Source organism: Alteromonas hispanica (genome assembly GCF_010500915.1).
Classification (GTDB): Bacteria; Pseudomonadota; Gammaproteobacteria; order Enterobacterales; family Alteromonadaceae; genus Alteromonas; species Alteromonas hispanica.
In genome coordinates this window covers 71,023-90,732 of record NZ_JAAAWP010000002.1, presented here as the reverse complement: position 1 = coordinate 90,732, position 19,710 = coordinate 71,023, and the positions used below count along the sequence as shown (strand labels likewise).

The following is a 19,710-nucleotide window of genomic DNA, read 5'->3' as shown; positions in this document are numbered from 1 at the left end:
TTAACAGCCTTAATTACCTGCTATTACCTAAACAGTACTTTCTCTTTATTAAACCAATGAATACAGAACATTATTAATCCAATAGCGATGACTGCGGTAGAGGTAAAAATGCCAAACAATGCGAAGTAGTCCATCGTTCCTTTGAACAGTTCCTTCATAGCAAGTGCAACATTAGTCAGGGGCACCCAAACCCATGCTCCTTTTAGCTCAACGCCCGGCATCATGGCAATTAGCACGGGGAAGATCACGACCATGATTAAAGACCCCATGTAACTTTGCGCCTCTTTAAACGAGCGTGCATATATCGATAGTGAGAGTAGGATCGCGGCAAACACAGCAACAACCGGCACGAGCATAAGAAAGATAAGTACAAAATCGACTATGCCTATCATCGACATAACTTCAACAACAAATTCAATTGCCATGCCCTGAGATAAAACAATACCCCAAACAGCCATGGAAGATACGGTGATGAGAGCAGTAATGATACCCGCGGCGCTTACCGTAAAGAACTTGCCAAGTACCAGTTTGTATCTGTCCATTGGTGAAATTAGCAGTGTTTCCAGCGTACCTCTTTCTTTTTCCCCTGCCCCCAAATCAGCAGCGGGTGCCATAGCCCCCTGTAAGCACAAGATAAAAATGAAGTAAGGTAAGAAGCCGCCAATACGCTCGCCCCAAACCTCTCTATCATCAGCTACGTTTTGCTTTTCTATCGAAATAGGTTTTAGCAAAGCTTCTTGTTGCGCTTCATTTAACCCCAGCTCGGTAAATGCCGCTAGCTGAAATTCGTCCATATAAACGTCAATGATTTCGGCTACTCGCCCATAGACTTTGTTAAGCCCTGCATCATTTAAATAAAGCCCAATTTTATGCTGTCCCGATGCCAAAATATCTGCATCAAAAGTGTCAGGTATTACTAACACAAAGTCTAAAGTTTCGTTTTTGATCAACGTGGCGTAGTCACTCTCGTTCTCAAAAGCACCGTCAACACTCACCAATTCAAACTTTTCAGACGCCTCAGCAAAAGATTCTACAATGTCAGGCGCATATGCTTCACCAACGATGGCATATTTTAGAATTTCATTTTCCGCTTTTTCAGCGGCATTACTCATAAAGAAAATGCCTACGCCGAAAATAGCAGGGAACAGTAAAAGCGGTAACAGAATCATAAAGATAATGGTTTTTTTATCCCGCAATAACTCTTTAAATTCCTTCTTAAAGATTAACCACATTGCTCTTCTCCTGTGATTCTGTTGACAGTGTTTTAAGGAAACTCTTATGCATCTGCCCATCAGACAGTGCGCTGAACGCAGCAAGTGAGTCATTAAATACAGTTTCGCCCTGATTGATGACGGTGACCTTGTCACACAGCGCTTGCACCTCATCTAAGTGATGGGTGGAGAAGATCACCGGCGTTCCTTTATCTTTCAATCGTTGAATAAACTCCATAACGGTACTGGTCGCCATAATGTCCAGGCCGGTAGTGGGCTCATCAAGTACTACAAGCGAGGGCTCGTGAATAACAGCACGTGCAATGGATACTTTTTGCTTCATACCTGATGAGAAATTCTCAGCGCGTCTTTCCAAAAAGCTCTGCATATCGAGCAAATCAGCCATTTCTTCTATACGCGCGTTAATGGTACTTTTCGACAAACCATACAACTCACCAAAATAGCTGATATTTTCACGACCTGTTAATCTGCCGTACAGACCAGTAGAGCTTGATAAAAAGCCGATTTTCTTTCGTGCAACATTTGGATTTGCCAATACGTCTTGACCGTCTATCGTCACGCTTCCGCTATCAGGGCGTAGCGCTGTAGACAGCATGCGAAGTGTGGTTGTCTTTCCTGCGCCGTTAGGCCCTAGCAGTCCGAGTACCTCACCGCTTTGACAGGTAAATGATACATCTCTTACAGACTGGAAGTAGCGTCCTTTTAAGCGTGGGTCTTTTTTCTCTTGCTCGCTAAGCTTTTTGGGGTTTTCCACCTCAAAACGTTTAGCGAGGCCAGTTATTTCAATCATGGATGCGTCCCTCTCCTCGTTTATTATTATTTTCTTCGACTATGCTTATCGAAATGTCGACTCACAGGTTTCTATTTTGATGTAATACGAACTCGTTTTATTACTTTTATAGCGATGGCAACTACTTATACTAAACAGTAAAACTGCCGCCTCTACAAATCTATAGTCTTTGTTTTTTATTCTTAATTACAGAATTCATTTAATTTTTGGCTTGCGCAAGATAACTACCAATAATAAGTGTTAGCAAATGTGTTATCTGAAAGCCGTTTTTTCGTTTACTGGCCATAAAAAAACCCGCTTAAAGGCGGGTTTTTAAATGAATCTCATTGATAATAGTCAGTTTGGATAAAGTTCGTACTTACGACTCTTCGTTTACGTCTTCACTATTATCTACTGCAACCTTACTAGGCAAAAGCAATTCTCTTAACTTTGCTTCAATTTCATTTGAAACTTCAGGGTTGTTTTTCAAAAATTGCATGCTGTTTGCTTTACCCTGACCAATGCGATCAGAGTTGTAGCTATACCAAGCACCTGCTTTATCAATGAGCTTATGCTTAACACCTAAATCAATCAATTCGCCATGCTTAGAAATACCTTCACCGTACTTGATGATAAACTCGGCTTGCTTGAAAGGAGGAGCAATCTTATTTTTAACAACTTTTACGCGAGTCTCGTTACCAACAACTTCATCGCCCTCTTTAACAGAACCAATTCTTCTGATATCCAAACGTACCGACGCATAGAACTTAAGTGCATTACCACCTGTCGTTGTTTCAGGGCTTCCGAACATAACGCCAATCTTCATACGAATTTGGTTGATGAAAATCATCATTGTATTCGAGCGCTTCAAGTTACCTGTAATTTTACGCATGCTTTGCGACATCATTCTCGCCGCAAGACCAACGTGTGAATCACCGATATCGCCTTCAATCTCTGCACGTGGTGTTAACGCTGCTACTGAGTCGACAACAATAACGTCTACAGCACCAGAGCGTGTCAGCATGTCACAAATCTCTAGCGCTTGTTCACCGGTGTCTGGCTGAGAAACCAGTAGCTCATCAATATTAACACCAAGCTTTTCTGCGTAAATTGGGTCAAGTGCGTGTTCTGCATCAACGAACGCACAAGTTTTGCCCTGACGCTGAGCTTCAGCAATAACTTCAAGTGTAAGCGTTGTTTTACCCGATGACTCAGGACCGTAAATCTCAACAATACGGCCTAGGGGCAATCCACCAGCACCAAGCGCAACGTCTAGCCCAAGCGAGCCCGTAGAAATAGTTTCTACATCCATTGTCTTGTTTTCGCCCAACTTCATAATTGAGCCTTTACCAAATTGCTTTTCAATTTGGGATAACGCTGCATCTAATGCTTTGCTTCTATTCTGATCTGTCATCTTAACTATGCCTATGCTTGATCTTTGGTGCGTCACATCTTTGATTGTATGGACACGGGTGGGAGTGAGACCGCTGCTGCTTGTTCTTACTCGCCTGTAATTTGTTATGCTGTTTAGCGATTACTTTACGCGCTTTATTTATTCCCAATGGGTTGCTACTTGCTTTTATGAACGCACTTTTAAATACGAATTTTTAAACAAGAACTTCTATAATCATACCCTAACAACTTCTACACACATTCTATACTGTACAAGCATACAGTTTCAACCAGTGTTTTAATTATTTTGTCTTGCAAAACGGTACAACACAAAAAGACATTTAACCGCTGTCTAGCTGATACTAAAACTTTTACAAATAAGCTCAATATTCATGTTTGCGGCTGCTCAACAGTTACACTTCGCTAAGCATTTTCAATGCATAATTGAGAGCAAACTTCACCGCTTGACCGCGAACATCATCTCTATTGCCACTGAATACTTGTTTTACTTGCTGTGCATGAGTACCGCATATAAAACCGAACCACACAGTGCCAACAGGCTTACTTTCACTACCGCCGCCGGGCCCAGCGATGCCGCTAACCGTAATCACTAGTTCTGCACCGCTTCGCTTTTGAACACCCGCCGCCATTTCAGTTACGGTCTGTTCGGAGACAGCGCCATATTTTTCCAACGTTTCGCTTTTTACCGATAACTCACAGTTTTTAGCCGCGTTCGAATAAGTAACCCAAGACTGATTAAACCAGTCTGAACTGCCTGCAACACTGGTAAAAGCAAACGCAATTCCTCCACCTGTACACGACTCTGCAGTCGATGCCGTCCACTTTTTAACACGCAATACATCGCCAATAGCCATCACTTGAGTAGTTAACGCGCTATCAATCGTTAAAGGTATGGTTTTTGTGTCGGAATCGGTTGAAAATGGCGTAGTCATGTCAATTTATCATCAGCGTGTTTGGTAGCGGAGAGTTTATCATTTATTTGTTACCATACGCATTAACACCGTTAACAAATCTATTGAGGTCGTTTTTTGGAATCACATACTCCTATGATGCGCCAATACCTTACGATTAAGGCGCAGCATCCGAATATTCTCTTGTTTTATCGCATGGGCGATTTTTATGAATTGTTTTTTGATGATGCCAAAAAAGCCGCAGAACTCCTCGACATTTCGTTAACTGCCAGAGGTAAATCTGGCGGCGACCCCATCCCAATGGCTGGGGTACCCTATCATGCGGTAGAAAGTTACCTGTCTCGCTTGGTTAAAATGGGGGAGTCGGTAGCGATATGTGAGCAGGTTGGCGATCCGGCTACCAGCAAAGGGCCAGTAGAGCGACAGGTCCAGCGTATTGTCACACCAGGTACGGTTACCGACGAAGCGCTTTTAGAAGAGCGGCGAGATAATATATTAGCCGCAGTGTGTGGCCACTCTATGCATTATGGCTTAGCCACGCTGGACGTTACTAGCGGACGTTTTGTAGTATTTGAATGCGATAACGATGAAAATTTGTTAGCGGAAATACAGCGAGTTAATCCAGCCGAACTGCTCTATCCAGAAGGTTTCGAGCAACTCTCACTCATTGAGAACCGAAAAGGATTAAGAAGACGTCCTGAATGGGAATTTGATATTGATACCGCAGATGAGCAGCTTAATCTACAGTTTGGAACTAAAACCCTCGATGGTTTCGGACTTAAAGGTATCACCAAAGGCTTAGGCGCAGCGGGTTGCGTATTACAATATGTAAAAGACACCCAGCGAACCGCCCTACCCCATATTAGACAAATACAAACCGAACAGCAGGACAGCCGCGTTCAGCTAGACGCAGCGACAAGGCGCAATTTAGAGCTCACCCATAACTTATCTGGCGGTCAAGAAAACACGCTTTTTAGTGTGATGGACACCACCACAACGGCCATGGGTAGCCGTATGTTGCAACGGGTTATCCACTCGCCGCTTACCGACCAACATGAACTTGAGAGTCGATTAGACGCCGTAGAAGCCTTTATTGAAGATAACCCTGATGATATTCGCAGCGCCCTTAAGCACATTGGTGACATTGAGCGTATTATGGCGCGCTTAGCTCTCCGGTCTGCACGGCCTAGAGATTTTGCCAGATTAAAAAACGCGTTTAACGCATTGCCTGACTTACACGACGCATTATCGCGCTATGAAACGGGGCAAATAAGGCAAATCAGCCAAACTGTCGGTACTTATCCCGAGCTGCAAACGCTGCTTAATCACGCCATTATTGATAACCCGCCTGTTATCATCCGAGAAGGTGGCGTAATAGCACCTGGCTACAACGAAGAATTAGACGAATTGCGAGCCCTCTCTCAGGGTGCTACCGACTATCTTGATGCAATGGAACGCCGAGAAAGAGAGCGCACTGGCATTTCCACCCTAAAGGTAGGCTATAACCGAGTACATGGCTTTTTTATAGAAATAAGCCGCGCCAACAGCGCAAATGCACCGGCGGAGTATATCCGTCGCCAAACGCTTAAAAATACCGAACGCTTTATTACCCCAGAATTAAAAGAGCACGAAGACAAGGTGCTTAGCAGTCAAGGCGCGGCGCTTGCACTTGAGAAAAAGCTGTACGAAGCACTATTTGATGCGTTTACGCCGCACTTAAATAACCTAATAGACAGTGCCGCTGCACTGGCAAAACTCGATGTTTTGTGTTGTTTCGCCGAACGGGCAATTGCTTTGGATTGGCACAGGCCAAAGCTCAGTAACGAGTGTGCACTTACTTACGAGGAAGGGCGTCATCCTGTTGTCGAAAATGTAATGAAAACACCATTCATCGCCAATCCACTGCAACTAGATACCGCTCGACGAATGCTGATAATTACTGGCCCGAACATGGGTGGTAAATCTACTTACATGCGTCAAACAGCGCTTATTGCTCTGCTAGCGTGCATAGGTAGTTTCGTTCCAGCTCAGCAAGCGCATATAGGGAAATTAGATCGTATCTTCACCCGTATTGGTGCATCTGATGATCTTGCTTCAGGGCGCTCAACCTTCATGGTAGAGATGACAGAAACGGCCAATATTTTAAACAACGCTACAGAAAACTCCTTGGTGTTAATGGACGAAATTGGTCGCGGTACGAGTACTTACGATGGACTGTCACTGGCGTGGGCATGTGCAAGTTACCTTGCCAAGCAGCTTAATGCCTACACCCTTTTTGCTACCCATTACTTTGAACTAACCGAGCTGCCAGACACACAGCAAGGTGTGGTCAACGTGCATTTGGATGCTGTTGAGTTTGAAGATACTATTCGCTTTATGCACACGGTATCAGAAGGAGCAGCAAGTAAGAGTTTCGGGCTACAGGTAGCCCAGTTAGCTGGTGTACCAAAAGCGGTTATTCAAGCGGCTCAACTTAAGCTAGCGGCATTAGAGTCTTCTCATATTATGACTCAAGGGGAAGAGAGTGCGCCCGATAAGGCAGCAGGCACATCTAAAGCTACATCTGAGCCTGCATCAAAGGCAAAGCCAAAAGGCCAAGCAGAACTGCTGTTTCCAGATAAACCCAACCCTGCTGTCGATGCTCTAGCGAACATATCTCCCGATGAACTCTCTCCGCGGCAAGCGCTCGACCTTATATACACCTTAAAGCGCTTAAGTCAGTCTTAGCCGCAAGGCCAAGTTTAGGTCACAACTAGCCTAAACTTGGCGTAAATCTGGCGTAAATTTGCACATCATGTAGGCAAATAGATTGTCTGTTTACATGGTTTTGCGTATACTATCGCCCCGTCCAAAGTGTAGATGGTTTCTTTCTGAAATCGGCCTATATTTACCATACAACCCTAACGTTCTAGGTTTCGCATGACACATTATATTTTCGTCACTGGTGGTGTAGTTTCATCGCTTGGAAAAGGTATTGCAGCAGCATCTCTGGCCGCAATTCTTGAAGCTCGCGGTCTCACCGTTACCATGTTAAAACTCGATCCTTACATCAACGTCGACCCGGGCACAATGAGCCCTATACAGCATGGTGAAGTATTTGTTACCGATGACGGTGCAGAGACAGACCTTGATCTTGGTCACTACGAGCGATTTATTCGCACCCGTATGACAAAACGCAACAACTTCACTACCGGCCGTGTTTACGAAGAAGTACTAAAACGTGAGCGTCGTGGCGATTACTTAGGGGCGACCATTCAGGTTATTCCGCACATTACTAACGAAATTAAGCGTCGCGTTATTGAAGGTGCTGAAGGTCATGACGTTGCCATCGTAGAAGTGGGCGGTACCGTGGGTGACATTGAGTCACAACCTTTCTTAGAAGCCATTCGTCAACTAGGCACTGAGGTGGGTCGCGAGCGTGCTATGTACATGCACTTAACACTTGTGCCTTATATGCCTGCGTCAGGTGAAGTGAAAACAAAACCCACTCAGCACTCGGTTAAAGAATTGCGCTCTATTGGTATTCAACCAGATATTCTTGTGTGTCGTTCTGTAGGTGCACTACCTACCAGCGAACGCTCTAAAATTGCGCTTTTCACCAACGTAGCAGACAAAGCGGTTATCTCGTTAAAAGATGTGGATAGTATTTACCGCATTCCAGCTGCGCTTAAAGCACAAGGCATGGACCAGCTTGTTGTCGACCGCTTTGGGTTTGATTGCCCAGAAGCCGATTTAGTTGAGTGGGAACAAGTACTTTACGCAGAGTCCAACCCAACTGCCGAAGTGAATATAGGCATGATTGGTAAATATGTTGAATTACCCGATGCTTATAAGTCGGTAAACGAAGCATTAAAACATGCAGGCCTTAAAAATAGACTGACAGTCAACATTCACCATATCGACTCTCAAGATGTGGAGAGTAAAGGAACGCAAATACTTGAAAAGCTAGACGCTATCCTAGTGCCCGGCGGTTTTGGTGAACGCGGCATCGAAGGTAAAATTGCAGCAGCTCGCTACGCCCGAGAAAATAAAGTTCCATATTTAGGTATTTGCCTTGGGATGCAGGTTGCACTTATTGAGTTTGCTCGAAACGTTGCAGGCATGGCCAATGCCAACAGTACTGAATTCGACCCTGAAACTGCATATCCTGTAGTAGGTTTAATAACGGAGTGGTTAGACGCTGCTGGAACTACCGAGACACGCACTGAAACATCAGATCTTGGCGGTACAATGCGATTGGGCAGCCAGCTGTGCCATTTAATTGAAGGCACCAAAGTTCATGAGATATATGGGAACGTTGAAATTTACGAGCGTCACCGTCACCGCTACGAAGTGAACAACAACTTACGCGATGAAATCGAAGCTGCAGGCCTTAAGGTAAGTGGTTTGTCCACTGACAAACGACTTGTAGAAGTTATAGAAATACCTGACCATCCTTGGTTTATCGCTGGTCAGTTCCACCCTGAATTTACTTCAACACCTCGCGATGGTCACCCATTGTTTAAGGGGTTTGTTGAAGCCGCGGGTAAATATCAAAAAGAAAATCACTAGTTTCTAATAAAGGGAACGCTTTCCCGTTGCGTTCCCACATCAAATGTTGAGGAAATAACATGGCGAAAATTAGTCGCATAATCGGACGTGAAATCTTAGATTCACGCGGTAATCCAACTGTAGAAGCAGACGTTTACTTAGAGTCTGGCGTAATGGGTCGTGCGGCTGCACCATCTGGCGCGTCTACTGGTAGCCGCGAAGCATTAGAACTGCGCGACGGCGACAAGTCTCGTTACCTTGGTAAAGGTGTAACTAAAGCAGTAGCGGCTATTAACGACGCAATTGCTCCAGCGCTGCTAGGCAAAGACGCACTTGCACAGTCTGATATCGATCAGGTGATGATTGACTTAGACGGCACCGAAAACAAAGAGACTCTTGGCGCTAATGCTATTTTGGCTGTGTCTCTTGCAGTTGCAAAGGCAGCCGCGCTTGAAAAAGGCGTTGCACTTTATGAGCACATCGCTGACCTAAATGGTACGTCTGGCCAATACTCAATGCCGGTGCCTATGATGAACATCATCAATGGTGGCGAGCACGCAGACAACAACGTTGATATTCAAGAATTCATGGTTCAGCCAGTTGGCGCGAAAAGCTTTAAAGAAGCACTGCGTATGGGTGCTGAAATCTTCCACGCGCTTAAGAAAGTGCTTTCAGCGAAAGGCCTTAACACAGCAGTAGGAGATGAAGGTGGTTTTGCACCTAACCTTAGCTCAAATGCAGAGGCACTTGCTGTTATCGTGCAAGCAGTTGAAAACGCTGGCTACAAAATGAATGAAGACATTACTCTTGCGCTAGATTGTGCCGCGTCTGAATTCTACAAAGACGGTAAGTATGTGTTGTCTGGTGAAGACAAGAGCTTCGATTCTGAAGCGTTTGGCGACTATTTAGCCGACCTTTCTTCACAATACCCTATTGTATCTATCGAAGATGGCTTAGATGAAAGCGACTGGGATGGCTGGGCGAGCTTAACGAAGAAGATTGGTGACAAAGTACAGCTTGTTGGCGATGACTTGTTCGTCACTAATACCAAAATTCTTAAGCGCGGTATCGATAACGGTATTGGTAACTCAATCCTTATCAAGTTCAACCAAATTGGCTCGCTAACAGAAACGCTTAATGCAATTAAGATGGCGAAAGACGCTGGCTTCACTGCTGTTATCTCTCACCGTTCTGGCGAAACTGAAGACGCGACCATTGCTGATTTAGCGGTAGGTACTGCTGCAGGTCAAATCAAAACTGGCTCTCTTTGCCGTTCTGACCGTGTAGCTAAGTACAACCAACTTCTACGTATCGAAGAAGCGCTTGGTAGTGCAGCAACCTATAATGGTCTTTCTGAAATTAAAGGTCAGTAAAGCGTTGCCTAATATAGCTCAACGAGAGTAGACAGGCTCTACCTTTGAGAAGGCGTTAGTGCTACATGTACTAACGCCTTTTTTGTTTTTAGTGCAACTGAGGGCAAATTTTAATTGGGCGCTGAGGGATGGTTATTCTCAAACAAAGACTAATTCTTGTTTCTAGAAGTGGCTAGCTTCTCATATTCTTGATACGGTTAGCGCAGAGATAGTTAAAACGCGATGTTAACGTGAGCACAAACAGTCATCCGCCAAAAACACAATCAGGTTTTTTTAACGACTTAGGCGAACTGGGTGGTAATCACGCACAGTTTTCTGAAGTGTGTACGGCGCTGTACGAAAGGGAGCTTTTGTTTATTGCACACAGCGGGATCACTAATGCGTCTATTCTTAAACGCCGAATCGGCGGATTACCTCATCACATTAGAAGCGTCGCTCGATATTTTGTCACTAACCCAACGCCTCTATCTACCGACACATACAACGGAAGCTGGTATGCCAAGCAGCCTAAAGCAGCACCTCGTTTACCTCAAGACACCGACGCAACTGCTCAGTGGTTTAGAAAACACGCAGATTATGGATTAATTGTTCCTGTATTGATAAAAACCATCGAAGGTATTCACCTTGAATTAGATGCTATCGACAAAACGATGTTGGTAGATGATGTCGTTCATTTGAACAAACACGGTTGGTTTACAGTTGAAGGAATCAATCGGGGAAACAGTCAGGAAGCTAAGCAAAGCGAGAAGCGGGCGAGTTCTCACGATGAAGACTCCTATAGAGAGTCACAACAAAAGGGACTTGAAAACCGCGGCTCTTTTGATAGCAAAGTTCTTCTTAAACCAACGAAAACTATCATGGCGAGCGCCTGCTCAGGTCATGCTTGGAACTTCAAATCTCGAGTATCACCGCGTGCACTGTCTATTAGAGAAATGCGGCTGTCTACTCAAATAAACTGGAAGAACTTTACCTTATTAAAATAAAGGACTTGTCGACGCTGCTTCTTTCTACCAAAGCGACAGTAGCAATGCGCCCACGAACAAAAATATGAATAAAAATACAAAAATAATAACTATCAATTCATTTAGAAACTTCCTCATACTAGTCAAAAAGAGTACAAACATACTAACCATGTCAAAAGTCAGACTCCTTATCTGCATTAGCAGCATTCAAACAGACGTTTAAGACATGAAACCAGAGAGTCTCCACCACCAATTAGGACAGGCATCCTAATATAGGCATCAAGATCAACTATTTCATAAAAATATAATCATTATGGTAAACAATGGTTGACGTTTAAGGCTCACATGGTTAAATTGTCGCTATAAATTTTGGTCTGCAAAGATAACTGAAAAATGCGTATCCGTTTTCTTCTTACACTACTCCTGATGGCAGCTAGACTGCACGGGTAGATTGCGACCAGCGATTAATTACACAAAACCCGTGCACAGCACGGGTTTTTTTTTAACTATTCTATTGAGAGAGCGTCATGACAAATCAAGTGAAAATCTTTGATACCACATTGCGAGACGGTGAGCAGGCCTTGCCAGCAAGTCTAAGTGCCAAAGAGAAGTTACAGATTGCGCTGGCGCTCGAGCGATTGGGCGTAGACATCATAGAAGCAGGTTTTCCTGTGTCTTCACCTGGCGATTTCCAATCAGTACAAATGATTGCGAAAGAGATTAAAAATTCTGTTATCTGCGGTCTGTCACGCGCCCTTCCCGGTGACATTGATGCATGCGGCCAAGCCCTTAGCGTAGCTGAGCAGTTTAGAATACATACCTTTATTGCCACATCGGAAATACACGTTGGTGCGAAATTACGCAAATCCCATGATGATGTGGTAGACATGGCCGTAGCTGCGGTAAAGCATGCCCGTAAATACACCGATGACGTGGAGTTTTCATGTGAAGACGCAGGCAGAACGCATATCGACTACCTGTGCCGTATGGTAGAAGCCGCTATTACAGCCGGCGCCGCCACAGTAAATATTCCTGATACTGTTGGCTACACAACGCCCACTGAGTTCGGCGGTATTATTCAGCAGCTGTTTAATCGAGTTCCTAATATCGATAAAGCCATTATCTCTGTGCATTGCCACAACGATTTGGGCCTAGCTGTTGCTAATTCACTCGCCGCAGTAGAGCAAGGTGCTCGTCAGGTGGAGTGCACTATTAATGGCATTGGTGAGCGTGCGGGTAACGCGTCGCTTGAAGAGATTGCAATGATCTTGCAAACCCGAAAAGGCTTGCTTGGTATTGATACCAATATTAACTCAACAGAAATCTCACGTACCTCGAAACTCGTCAGCCAATTATGCAATATGCCAGTTCAATCTAACAAGGCTATTGTTGGGGCCAACGCCTTTAGTCACTCGTCAGGCATACATCAAGACGGTGTCTTAAAAGCGCAAAATACCTATGAAATTATGACACCTGAGAGTGTCGGTATTAACAAGAACAACCTTAACCTAACCTCTCGTTCGGGTCGCCATGTAATAAAACACAGGCTAACCGAGTTAGGTTACAAGCCTGAAGAGTTTGATTTAGAGGCCGTTTACGACGCATTTTTGAAACTGGCTGATAAGAAAGGACAGGTCTACGACTATGACCTTGAGGCACTGTTGTTTTTCGATAAACAAAAGCACGACCAAGCGCACTATCAGCTTCTTTACCTTCAAGCTAATTCAGGCAGAGAAATTATCCCTAGTGCTACCGTAAAGATGAAAGTAGGTGAGCAAGAGATTACGCAAGCATGTACAGGTAATGGACCAGTAGATGCCGCATTTAAAGCCATAATCTCTATTTTGGGTCATGAAGACTTAGAAATTGTCGACTTTAAACTAGACTCGAAGGGCGAAGGTGCAGATGCATTAGCGCAAGTCAGTGTTATTGCCACATATAAAGAACGTCGGTTCCACGGTATCGGCTTAGCCACAGATATCGTAGAAGCCGGTGTAAAAGCATTGATATTCGTACTGAACAATACTTATCTGGCCGACCAGATTGATCAGCAAAAGAATCAACAAGAACGCGTTGTAGGAGAATAAATGAGCCAGTTTTCAATTGCCGTATTAGCCGGTGACGGTATCGGTCCAGAAGTTATGCAAGAGGCCAACAAGGTCTTAGATGCTGTAGAAAAGAAGTTTAGCATTACATTGAAGCGCACTGAGTTTCCCGTGGGTGGTTACGCTATTGATACCGAAGGCGAAGCGCTTCCAGCGAAAACGCTACTAGGTTGTGAACAAGCAGACGCGATTTTGTTTGGCAGTATAGGCGGGCCTAAGTGGGACACACTGCCACTTGAACAGCGTCCTGAACGCGCCGCGCTGCTTACTTTAAGAAGCCACTTCGATTTATTCAGTAACCTGCGACCTACCCGTATCTATCCTGGCCTTGAAGGTTTATCTCCACTTCGTGAAGACATCGCTAAGTCTGGCGTAGACGTATTGGTAGTGCGTGAACTTACTAGCGGAATATATTTTGGCCAACCCAAAGGTCGCGAAGGTGAAGGCGAAGAAGAGTTTGCCTACGATACCATGCGCTACAGCAAACGAGAAATTCGCCGCATCGCAGTGGCAGCGTTTGAAGCTGCGCAAAAGCGCCGCGGAAAAGTGACCTCAGTAGATAAAGCCAATGTACTGGTTACTAGTAGATTGTGGCGAGAAGTAGCAGAAGAAGTAGCAAAAGACTTTCCGGATGTAGAGCTAGATCATATCTACATCGACAATGCGACCATGCAAATAATGAAGAACCCCGCGCAATTTGACGTCATGCTGTGTTCAAACTTGTTTGGCGACATCGTATCTGATGAGTGCGCAATGATGACCGGCTCTATGGGGCTTTTACCTTCAGCTAGCATGAATGAAGAAGGATTTGGCTTATACGAGCCTGCAGGCGGTTCAGCGCCAGATATCGCGGGACAAGGTATTGCAAATCCCATCGCTCAAATTTTATCAGCAGCTATGATGTTGCGGTTCAGTATGAACCTAAATGACGCCGCAGATGCAATAGAAAAAGCAGTGGTAGCGACTCTTGAAAAAGGCGTACTTACCGGCGAGTTGCTGCCTGAAGATAAAAGAGATCAAGCTTCAAGTACATCGCAAGTAGGCGATGAAATTGTTAAACAATTAATGGCGCAGGAGTAGAAATTCCACATGGCCAAGACCTTATATGACAAAGTATGGCAAGCACATATTGTTGACCAACTAGGCGATGACAGCCTAATTTATATCGATCGTCACCTAATTCACGAAGTAACTTCTCCGCAAGCTTTTGCTGGCCTTAACGAAAAAGGCCGTAAAGTGCGACGCCCAGAAAAGACTGTTGGTACTATGGATCACAGCATTTCAACCCGTTCACTTGCGATTGATGCCTGCGGCCCAGATAACGCGCTACAACTTCACACTCTTGCAAAAAACTGTGAAGAGCACGGAATTCAGCTTTACCCTGTCGGCCATCAAAAGCAGGGTATTGTGCATGTAATGGGGCCGGAGTTAGGACTCATTCAGCCTGGTATGACGGTAGTATGCGGAGACTCTCACACCGCTACACACGGAGCTTTTGGCGCTCTTGCTTTTGGAATCGGCACATCTCAAGTAGAGCATGTTTTAGCAACGCAAACCCTCAAACAAAGCCGCGCAAAAAGCATGCTTATTAATGTTAATGGCAAGCTTCCTGTAGGAATTACAGCGAAAGATATTATTTTGGCCATCATCGGCAAAATTGGCCATGCCGGCGCAACAGGGCATGTCATTGAATACGCTGGTGAAGCTATACGCAGTCTTACAATGGAAGAGCGTATGACTGTGTGTAATATGAGTATTGAAGCAGGTGCAAAAGCAGGTTTAATTGCGCCAGATGACGTTACTTTTAATTACCTAAAAAATCGTGAATATGCGCCGAAAGACCAAGCATGGGATGAAGCCCTAGCCTATTGGAAAACCTTATATACCGAAGAAGGCGCAAGCTTCGACACTGTTGTTGAATTAGAAGCTGCCGATATAGCACCACAGGTTACATGGGGAACCAACCCAGGCCAAGTAATTGGGGTTAATACGCCTGTTCCTGCACCTGAAGACTTTACCGACCCAATTGAAATAGAGAGCGCGAAAAAAGCGCTGAGCTACATGGGCTTAAAAGCTGGCGAAAAACTCGCTGACGTAGCAGTGAATCATGTTTTCATTGGCTCGTGTACCAATGGCCGTATAGAAGACTTGCGAGCTGCTGCTCACGTTGCCAAAAAAGGCAAAGTATCATCATCCGTTACCGCCATCGTAGTACCAGGCTCTGGGGCAGTAAAACGCCAAGCTGAAGCTGAAGGTTTAGATAAGATTTTCGAAGAGGCTGGCTTTGAGTGGCGCTTACCTGGCTGTTCAATGTGTTTAGGTATGAACGATGACAAACTTGTTTCTGGCGATCGCTGTGCATCTACCAGCAACAGGAATTTCGAAGGTCGTCAGGGCCGTGGAGCGCGCACCCACCTAGTGAGTCCGGCAATGGCTGCAGCGGCGGCTATTAATGGTCGTTTCGCCGACGTTAGAGATTATCAGGAGTAACACATGTCAGAACAAGGCTTTACACAACATACCGGCATAGCGGCTCCGCTAGATCAAGCTAACGTGGACACCGACCAAATTATTCCAAAGCAATTTTTAACCGGGGTTACCCGTATTGGCTATGGAAAGCATTTATTTCACGATTGGCGCTATTTAGATTTAAAAGAGCAAGAGCCAAACCCAGACTTCTCTCTCAATAAGCCTGAACATAAAGGCGCTAGCATTTTACTCGCCAGGGAAAACTTTGGTTGCGGCTCTAGTAGAGAGCATGCCCCGTGGGCGCTTGCAGATTTTGGCTTCAAAGCTGTAATCGCAACAAGCTTCGCTGACATTTTTTATGGTAACTGCATCAACAACCAGTTGGTTCCAGTCGCTTTAACGAGCGAACAAATGGATGCGCTATTCGATGCGGTAAAAGCAGATGCTGCTATTACCATTACTGTTGATTTACCTGCACAAACCGTTAGTTTTGGCGATGTATCATTTAGCTTCGATATTGCCCCTCACCACAAAACTAACCTAATAAAAGGTCTTGATGCCATAGGTCAAACACTAGAATTAGCTGATGCTATTGATGCATTTGAGGCAAAGCAACCTAGTTGGTTATAGACGTTTAGCATTACCTGCCCTGTTGCTGAAGACTAAACTGGCCAGCCTGGCCTTAGACGCAACAAACTGATAAAAGAAAAGCGAGCGTAATTTTATTACGCTCGCTTTTTTTATGGTGACTGATCCGTCCTAACTGTGAGCGTCCGGAAATCCCCACATTCAATTCATAAGTTAGCTACAGCATGATGTTCTTTTTTGCTAAGGAGAATGACCATGCAGCGTCTTCAACGAAGAGACATACAAGACTGGCTCAACCTATTTGAGCAACAAAAACAAAGTGTACTCACTGCGGTGGAGTTTTGTCGCCAACAGCAGATTAATGTTCAAACTTACTACACCCGACGTCGTGATATTCGGCTACAGCGAACAAGCAGCAAGTTCGTTCAGGTGAAGCGTGAAGTCACGAAGGTTGAATCCTACACCGAAGAAATGGCTGGCGACCTCCTCCTGAAATTGGGAAACGCTCAACTTAGCTTGCCAACCGATATTAACCCTCACTGGGTTGCTGCTGTGATGAAGGCATTGGGCGAATGAAGATGTTTGTTGAGCCTACCGACATTTATTTATGCACGGATATCGTCGACTTCCGCAAATCGATTAACGGCTTAATTGTCGTCGTTGAGCAGGATATGAACCTGAATCCGTTTCGCGATGCACTGTTTGTGTTTTGCAATAAAAAGCGCGATAAGCTCAAAATACTCTATTGGGATAAAACGGGCTTCGCACTCTGGTATAAGCAACTTGATAAGTGCGTCATAAATTGTAGGCATAAACGACATATCCATCTTGTCGATGGCAAGTAAAAACAAGGTATGTTCAACGTGTTGTTCAAGCAATTTAAGTGCGTTGAAAGGTGAAGTGGGTGTTGTCATAAGCGTGCTCCTGCTAGCAAAGTTTTTGCAAGCGCTTCCATCATGTTAAGGTGGGAACACGTTCCTCAATAAACCAAAACTCACCGGCAGGGTTATTTTCAAGGAAGTAATAATCGCCATTCACATCAACAAGTAAATCTATGGCTCCGTATTCAAGACCGTAACTGTGAACGAAGTCGAGACAGCGCTTTTCAATCACATGAGGTAATATATAGTGTTCGTAGCGAATATCGGCTTCGTAATTTCTGAAATCAATACGCGTACGCTCATCATCTTGTGAACAAATCTTTGCGGCAAATACTTTGCTGCCAATAACAGTAACGCGAAGGTCAAAAACCTTATCGAGGAAAGCCTGAAAGCTTGTAGGAAATAGCCGCACTGTCTCAATTTTGTCGAGATGCTCTGTAGTAATTTTGGTGGTAGGTAGACCGCTTCGATGAATAATATCTTCTGAACCAACTTTGTCTGCAGCTAGGAACGGTGATGACAGGGATTTGAGAACGATGCCATCTTTTGCATCGTTATAAAAATCTTTAACTGTTTCTGGTGAGTTAGTGATGAGTAAATCCAGCACCTTAAAGCCCATGCGATGCGCTCTTATCTGCTGCTCTTGTTTCCAATATGCTGAACGGTTGGCAAGGGGGTGACTTACCCAGAAACACTCAAGGCAGTGCAGAAGACCTTTAAATGCGTATTCGGTTTCCTGTTTTGCGTATGCAAGCTCTTGCGCATGTAATGACGTTTCTGAGAAGCTATATTCTGCTGGTTTACGTGTCCAGATGGCACTAATTGAAGAGATATCAATTTCCTCATCCGTTTTTAAACACCTTATACTTCCTAAGGGGAAGGCTTGCTTGTCATATGTTTTGAAACTGAACGAATAGTCAGCGGGAAACATATCAATATTTAAACGAAACACTTTTCCTTCAAAACGTGCTAACAACTTATCTGCATGAATGTCATTTTGATGGGTAATCACCACGAGTTGCTGGTTCAAAATAAAACTCCTTTTTTTTGTTGAAACTGCAGTTCTGGTTTATTCTCCAAATGGGTAGTTGAGTGGCACTCAAAATAATTATCTTGGACTTGGGCAAAGCGTAATTACTATAAGCAATTTCATACATTCAGCGAGAGTGAAGGATAAGAAATGATTTTTATTTGATTTTCATATGATTATTAAATCAAAAATTACTGAAAGTTAACGAACAGTATCTGGGCTTTAAGGTTCAATCAGTGGCAACTTACTTAGCGCCAATGGGAACTGTAAAAATGAATTAATAATCAAATGAAAATCATTTTTTCGATTTAATGTTTCATTTCTCGAATTATTTTATACGCTTTAGTAGCAGTTAGTTCGTCGACGATGCAATCTAGATTACATAATTCAACCTAATTTGAAGAGTAAAAAACTTATGACAAATACAAAATCGTTTGTGTTTAATGTGGCAAAGCAAAGTGACTCACAGAAGTGGGTGGGTAATAGCAAAGACGCGGGTGCGATTTGTGTCCCAAAAAGCAAGACTTGTGGTCCTGGAGGTGGCTGCACGATGGTAGATTTGGGATGGGGTACTGAACCGATGTTTAAATCTGGCATCGGTGGTGATGGAAATATGTTCTGTTAATTCCGCTAATTCTATTAGTAAGGGCTGACACTCTGTCGGCCTTTACTCGAAATTAAAGTGTGTCAGGAGGGGATATGAATAGGACTATCATAACTATCACACTTTTTCTTTGTCCACTAGCTGTCCACGCTGCTGATACAGAGGGTAAAGAAAAAGAAGTTGAAGTAATTGAAGTCGTAGGGCGGAAGCCTGTCAATTTCTATAAAAAGCAGTACCAAAAAACTGTTTTCGACTTCTATGATGTTTTTAATTCAATAACCTCTGACGATTTGTTTAAAGTAAGGTGTAAATCAAGGCCCAGGAAGTCGTTTACGAGAATCAAAACCAGACAGTGCCATCCAAATTATCTGTCTAAAATTAAATCGTCTACGCTGCAACAAAATTTAGCACTAAGCCGCGGTGGTAGTTTAGATGGTTTACAACTAGCGTCAGGCAGCAAGCAACAAGAACAATATAGAAAAATGCTAGAGAAGCACGGAGAAGTTCTTGAACAAGCGATTCTTAATTCAGAAGTTTTACAAAAAAAATATCGCGCATTGATGGAATCACTAGAAACCTACGAAAAAATGGCATCTGAAAGTGATGAAAAAGTTGATTTAGATACTTATTAAAGTAGCAATACAATAAATGGCGTTTTAGGGAAATTGCGAATGTTTAAAGGAGCCTGTAACAGATTCTGTGTAACTGCCATTAGTTAATATGTTTTTCGGTCGCCTCCGAAGGACGCTCTCGCTTTAACGTTCAATCAGTGGCAATTTACTTAGCGTCAATGGGAACTGTAAAAAATGAATTAATAATCAAATAAAAATCATTTTTTCGATT

16 protein-coding genes are annotated in these 19,710 nt (G+C 44.0%); 11 read left to right on the top strand and 5 right to left on the bottom strand.

Features of this window, described 5'->3' with window-relative positions; all coding sequences use genetic code 11:
* Positions 1 to 23: 23 nt before the first annotated feature.
* From GTW09_RS03330 to GTW09_RS03315, 4 genes are all read right to left on the bottom strand, one after another.
* Entirely contained in the window at positions 24 to 1,232 is a 1,209-nt protein-coding gene (locus tag GTW09_RS03330) for an ABC transporter permease (protein WP_163110094.1), read from the bottom strand.
* Positions 1,216 to 2,022, bottom strand: coding sequence for an ATP-binding cassette domain-containing protein (locus GTW09_RS03325; RefSeq protein ID WP_163110092.1), 807 nt, complete (start codon positions 2,020 to 2,022; stop codon positions 1,216 to 1,218). The genes GTW09_RS03330 and GTW09_RS03325 overlap by 17 nt, the downstream gene beginning before the upstream one ends.
* A 358-nt stretch (positions 2,023 to 2,380) precedes the next feature.
* On the bottom strand, positions 2,381 to 3,415 hold the full coding sequence (gene recA / locus GTW09_RS03320) for a recombinase RecA (protein ID WP_071978805.1): 1,035 nt from the start codon (positions 3,413 to 3,415) through the stop codon (positions 2,381 to 2,383).
* Positions 3,416 to 3,806: 391 nt separating this feature from the next.
* A complete protein-coding gene (locus GTW09_RS03315) occupies positions 3,807 to 4,346 on the bottom strand; it encodes a CinA family protein (RefSeq protein WP_163110090.1) in 540 nt (179 codons plus the stop codon).
* Positions 4,347 to 4,460: 114 nt separating this feature from the next.
* On the opposite strand from GTW09_RS03315, the gene mutS reads away from it, so the two are divergent.
* From mutS to tnpB, 10 genes are all read left to right on the top strand, one after another.
* On the top strand, positions 4,461 to 7,052 hold the full coding sequence (mutS, locus tag GTW09_RS03310; protein WP_163110684.1) for a DNA mismatch repair protein MutS: 2,592 nt from the start codon (positions 4,461 to 4,463) through the stop codon (positions 7,050 to 7,052).
* Positions 7,053 to 7,244: 192 nt separating this feature from the next.
* Positions 7,245 to 8,876, top strand: coding sequence for a CTP synthase (locus tag GTW09_RS03305; RefSeq protein ID WP_071978803.1), 1,632 nt, complete (start codon positions 7,245 to 7,247; stop codon positions 8,874 to 8,876).
* Between the two features lie 59 nt (positions 8,877 to 8,935).
* Positions 8,936 to 10,228: a phosphopyruvate hydratase gene (eno, locus tag GTW09_RS03300; RefSeq protein WP_163110088.1), complete on the top strand. Its 1,293-nt coding sequence runs from the start codon at positions 8,936 to 8,938 to the stop codon at positions 10,226 to 10,228.
* 230 nt (positions 10,229 to 10,458) lie between these two features.
* Complete coding sequence (locus tag GTW09_RS03295) at positions 10,459 to 11,211, top strand: hypothetical protein (protein ID WP_163110086.1); 753 nt, start codon at positions 10,459 to 10,461, stop codon at positions 11,209 to 11,211.
* 506 nt (positions 11,212 to 11,717) lie between these two features.
* Positions 11,718 to 13,277, top strand: coding sequence for a 2-isopropylmalate synthase (leuA, locus tag GTW09_RS03290; RefSeq protein ID WP_163110084.1), 1,560 nt, complete (start codon positions 11,718 to 11,720; stop codon positions 13,275 to 13,277).
* On the top strand, positions 13,278 to 14,375 hold the full coding sequence (leuB, locus tag GTW09_RS03285) for a 3-isopropylmalate dehydrogenase (RefSeq protein WP_163110082.1): 1,098 nt from the start codon (positions 13,278 to 13,280) through the stop codon (positions 14,373 to 14,375).
* Between the two features lie 9 nt (positions 14,376 to 14,384).
* Positions 14,385 to 15,785 carry a 3-isopropylmalate dehydratase large subunit gene (gene leuC / locus GTW09_RS03280; protein ID WP_163110080.1) on the top strand — a complete coding sequence of 467 codons (1,401 nt, stop codon included), beginning with the start codon at positions 14,385 to 14,387 and terminating at the stop codon, positions 15,783 to 15,785.
* A 3-nt stretch (positions 15,786 to 15,788) separates the two neighbouring features.
* Positions 15,789 to 16,394 carry a 3-isopropylmalate dehydratase small subunit gene (gene leuD / locus GTW09_RS03275; RefSeq protein WP_163110078.1) on the top strand — a complete coding sequence of 202 codons (606 nt, stop codon included), beginning with the start codon at positions 15,789 to 15,791 and terminating at the stop codon, positions 16,392 to 16,394.
* A gap of 213 nt (positions 16,395 to 16,607) precedes the next feature.
* Complete coding sequence (tnpA, locus tag GTW09_RS03270) at positions 16,608 to 16,928, top strand: IS66 family insertion sequence element accessory protein TnpA (RefSeq protein ID WP_163110076.1); 321 nt, start codon at positions 16,608 to 16,610, stop codon at positions 16,926 to 16,928.
* On the top strand, positions 16,925 to 17,197 hold the full coding sequence (tnpB, locus tag GTW09_RS17790; RefSeq protein ID WP_163110074.1) for an IS66 family insertion sequence element accessory protein TnpB: 273 nt from the start codon (positions 16,925 to 16,927) through the stop codon (positions 17,195 to 17,197). The genes tnpA and tnpB overlap by 4 nt, the downstream gene beginning before the upstream one ends.
* Before the next feature lie 109 nt (positions 17,198 to 17,306).
* Here tnpB and GTW09_RS03260 read toward each other — a convergent pair whose 3' ends face one another.
* A complete protein-coding gene (locus GTW09_RS03260) occupies positions 17,307 to 18,263 on the bottom strand; it encodes an ATP-grasp domain-containing protein (RefSeq protein WP_163110072.1) in 957 nt (318 codons plus the stop codon).
* Between the two features lie 699 nt (positions 18,264 to 18,962).
* Here GTW09_RS03260 and GTW09_RS03255 point away from each other — a divergent pair.
* Positions 18,963 to 19,499 (top strand): hypothetical protein, encoded by a 537-nt coding sequence (locus GTW09_RS03255; protein ID WP_163110070.1) that lies wholly within the window; start codon positions 18,963 to 18,965, stop codon positions 19,497 to 19,499.
* Positions 19,500 to 19,710: the final 211 nt, after the last annotated feature.

Bases quoted from the DNA above. Each gene is read 5' to 3' on its own strand.
- GTW09_RS03330 (WP_163110094.1), bottom strand. From the start codon at position 1,232: ATGTGGTTAATCTTTAAGAAGGAATTTAAAGAGTTATTGCGGGATAAA.
- GTW09_RS03325 (WP_163110092.1), bottom strand. From the start codon at position 2,022: ATGATTGAAATAACTGGCCTCGCTAAACGTTTTGAGGTGGAAAACCCC.
- recA (WP_071978805.1), bottom strand. From the start codon at position 3,415: ATGACAGATCAGAATAGAAGCAAAGCATTAGATGCAGCGTTATCCCAA.
- GTW09_RS03315 (WP_163110090.1), bottom strand. From the start codon at position 4,346: ATGACTACGCCATTTTCAACCGATTCCGACACAAAAACCATACCTTTA.
- mutS (WP_163110684.1), top strand. From the start codon at position 4,461: ATGATGCGCCAATACCTTACGATTAAGGCGCAGCATCCGAATATTCTC.
- GTW09_RS03305 (WP_071978803.1), top strand. From the start codon at position 7,245: ATGACACATTATATTTTCGTCACTGGTGGTGTAGTTTCATCGCTTGGA.
- eno (WP_163110088.1), top strand. From the start codon at position 8,936: ATGGCGAAAATTAGTCGCATAATCGGACGTGAAATCTTAGATTCACGC.
- leuA (WP_163110084.1), top strand. From the start codon at position 11,718: ATGACAAATCAAGTGAAAATCTTTGATACCACATTGCGAGACGGTGAG.
- leuB (WP_163110082.1), top strand. From the start codon at position 13,278: ATGAGCCAGTTTTCAATTGCCGTATTAGCCGGTGACGGTATCGGTCCA.
- leuC (WP_163110080.1), top strand. From the start codon at position 14,385: ATGGCCAAGACCTTATATGACAAAGTATGGCAAGCACATATTGTTGAC.
- leuD (WP_163110078.1), top strand. From the start codon at position 15,789: ATGTCAGAACAAGGCTTTACACAACATACCGGCATAGCGGCTCCGCTA.
- tnpA (WP_163110076.1), top strand. From the start codon at position 16,608: ATGCAGCGTCTTCAACGAAGAGACATACAAGACTGGCTCAACCTATTT.
- tnpB (WP_163110074.1), top strand. From the start codon at position 16,925: ATGAAGATGTTTGTTGAGCCTACCGACATTTATTTATGCACGGATATC.
- GTW09_RS03255 (WP_163110070.1), top strand. From the start codon at position 18,963: ATGAATAGGACTATCATAACTATCACACTTTTTCTTTGTCCACTAGCT.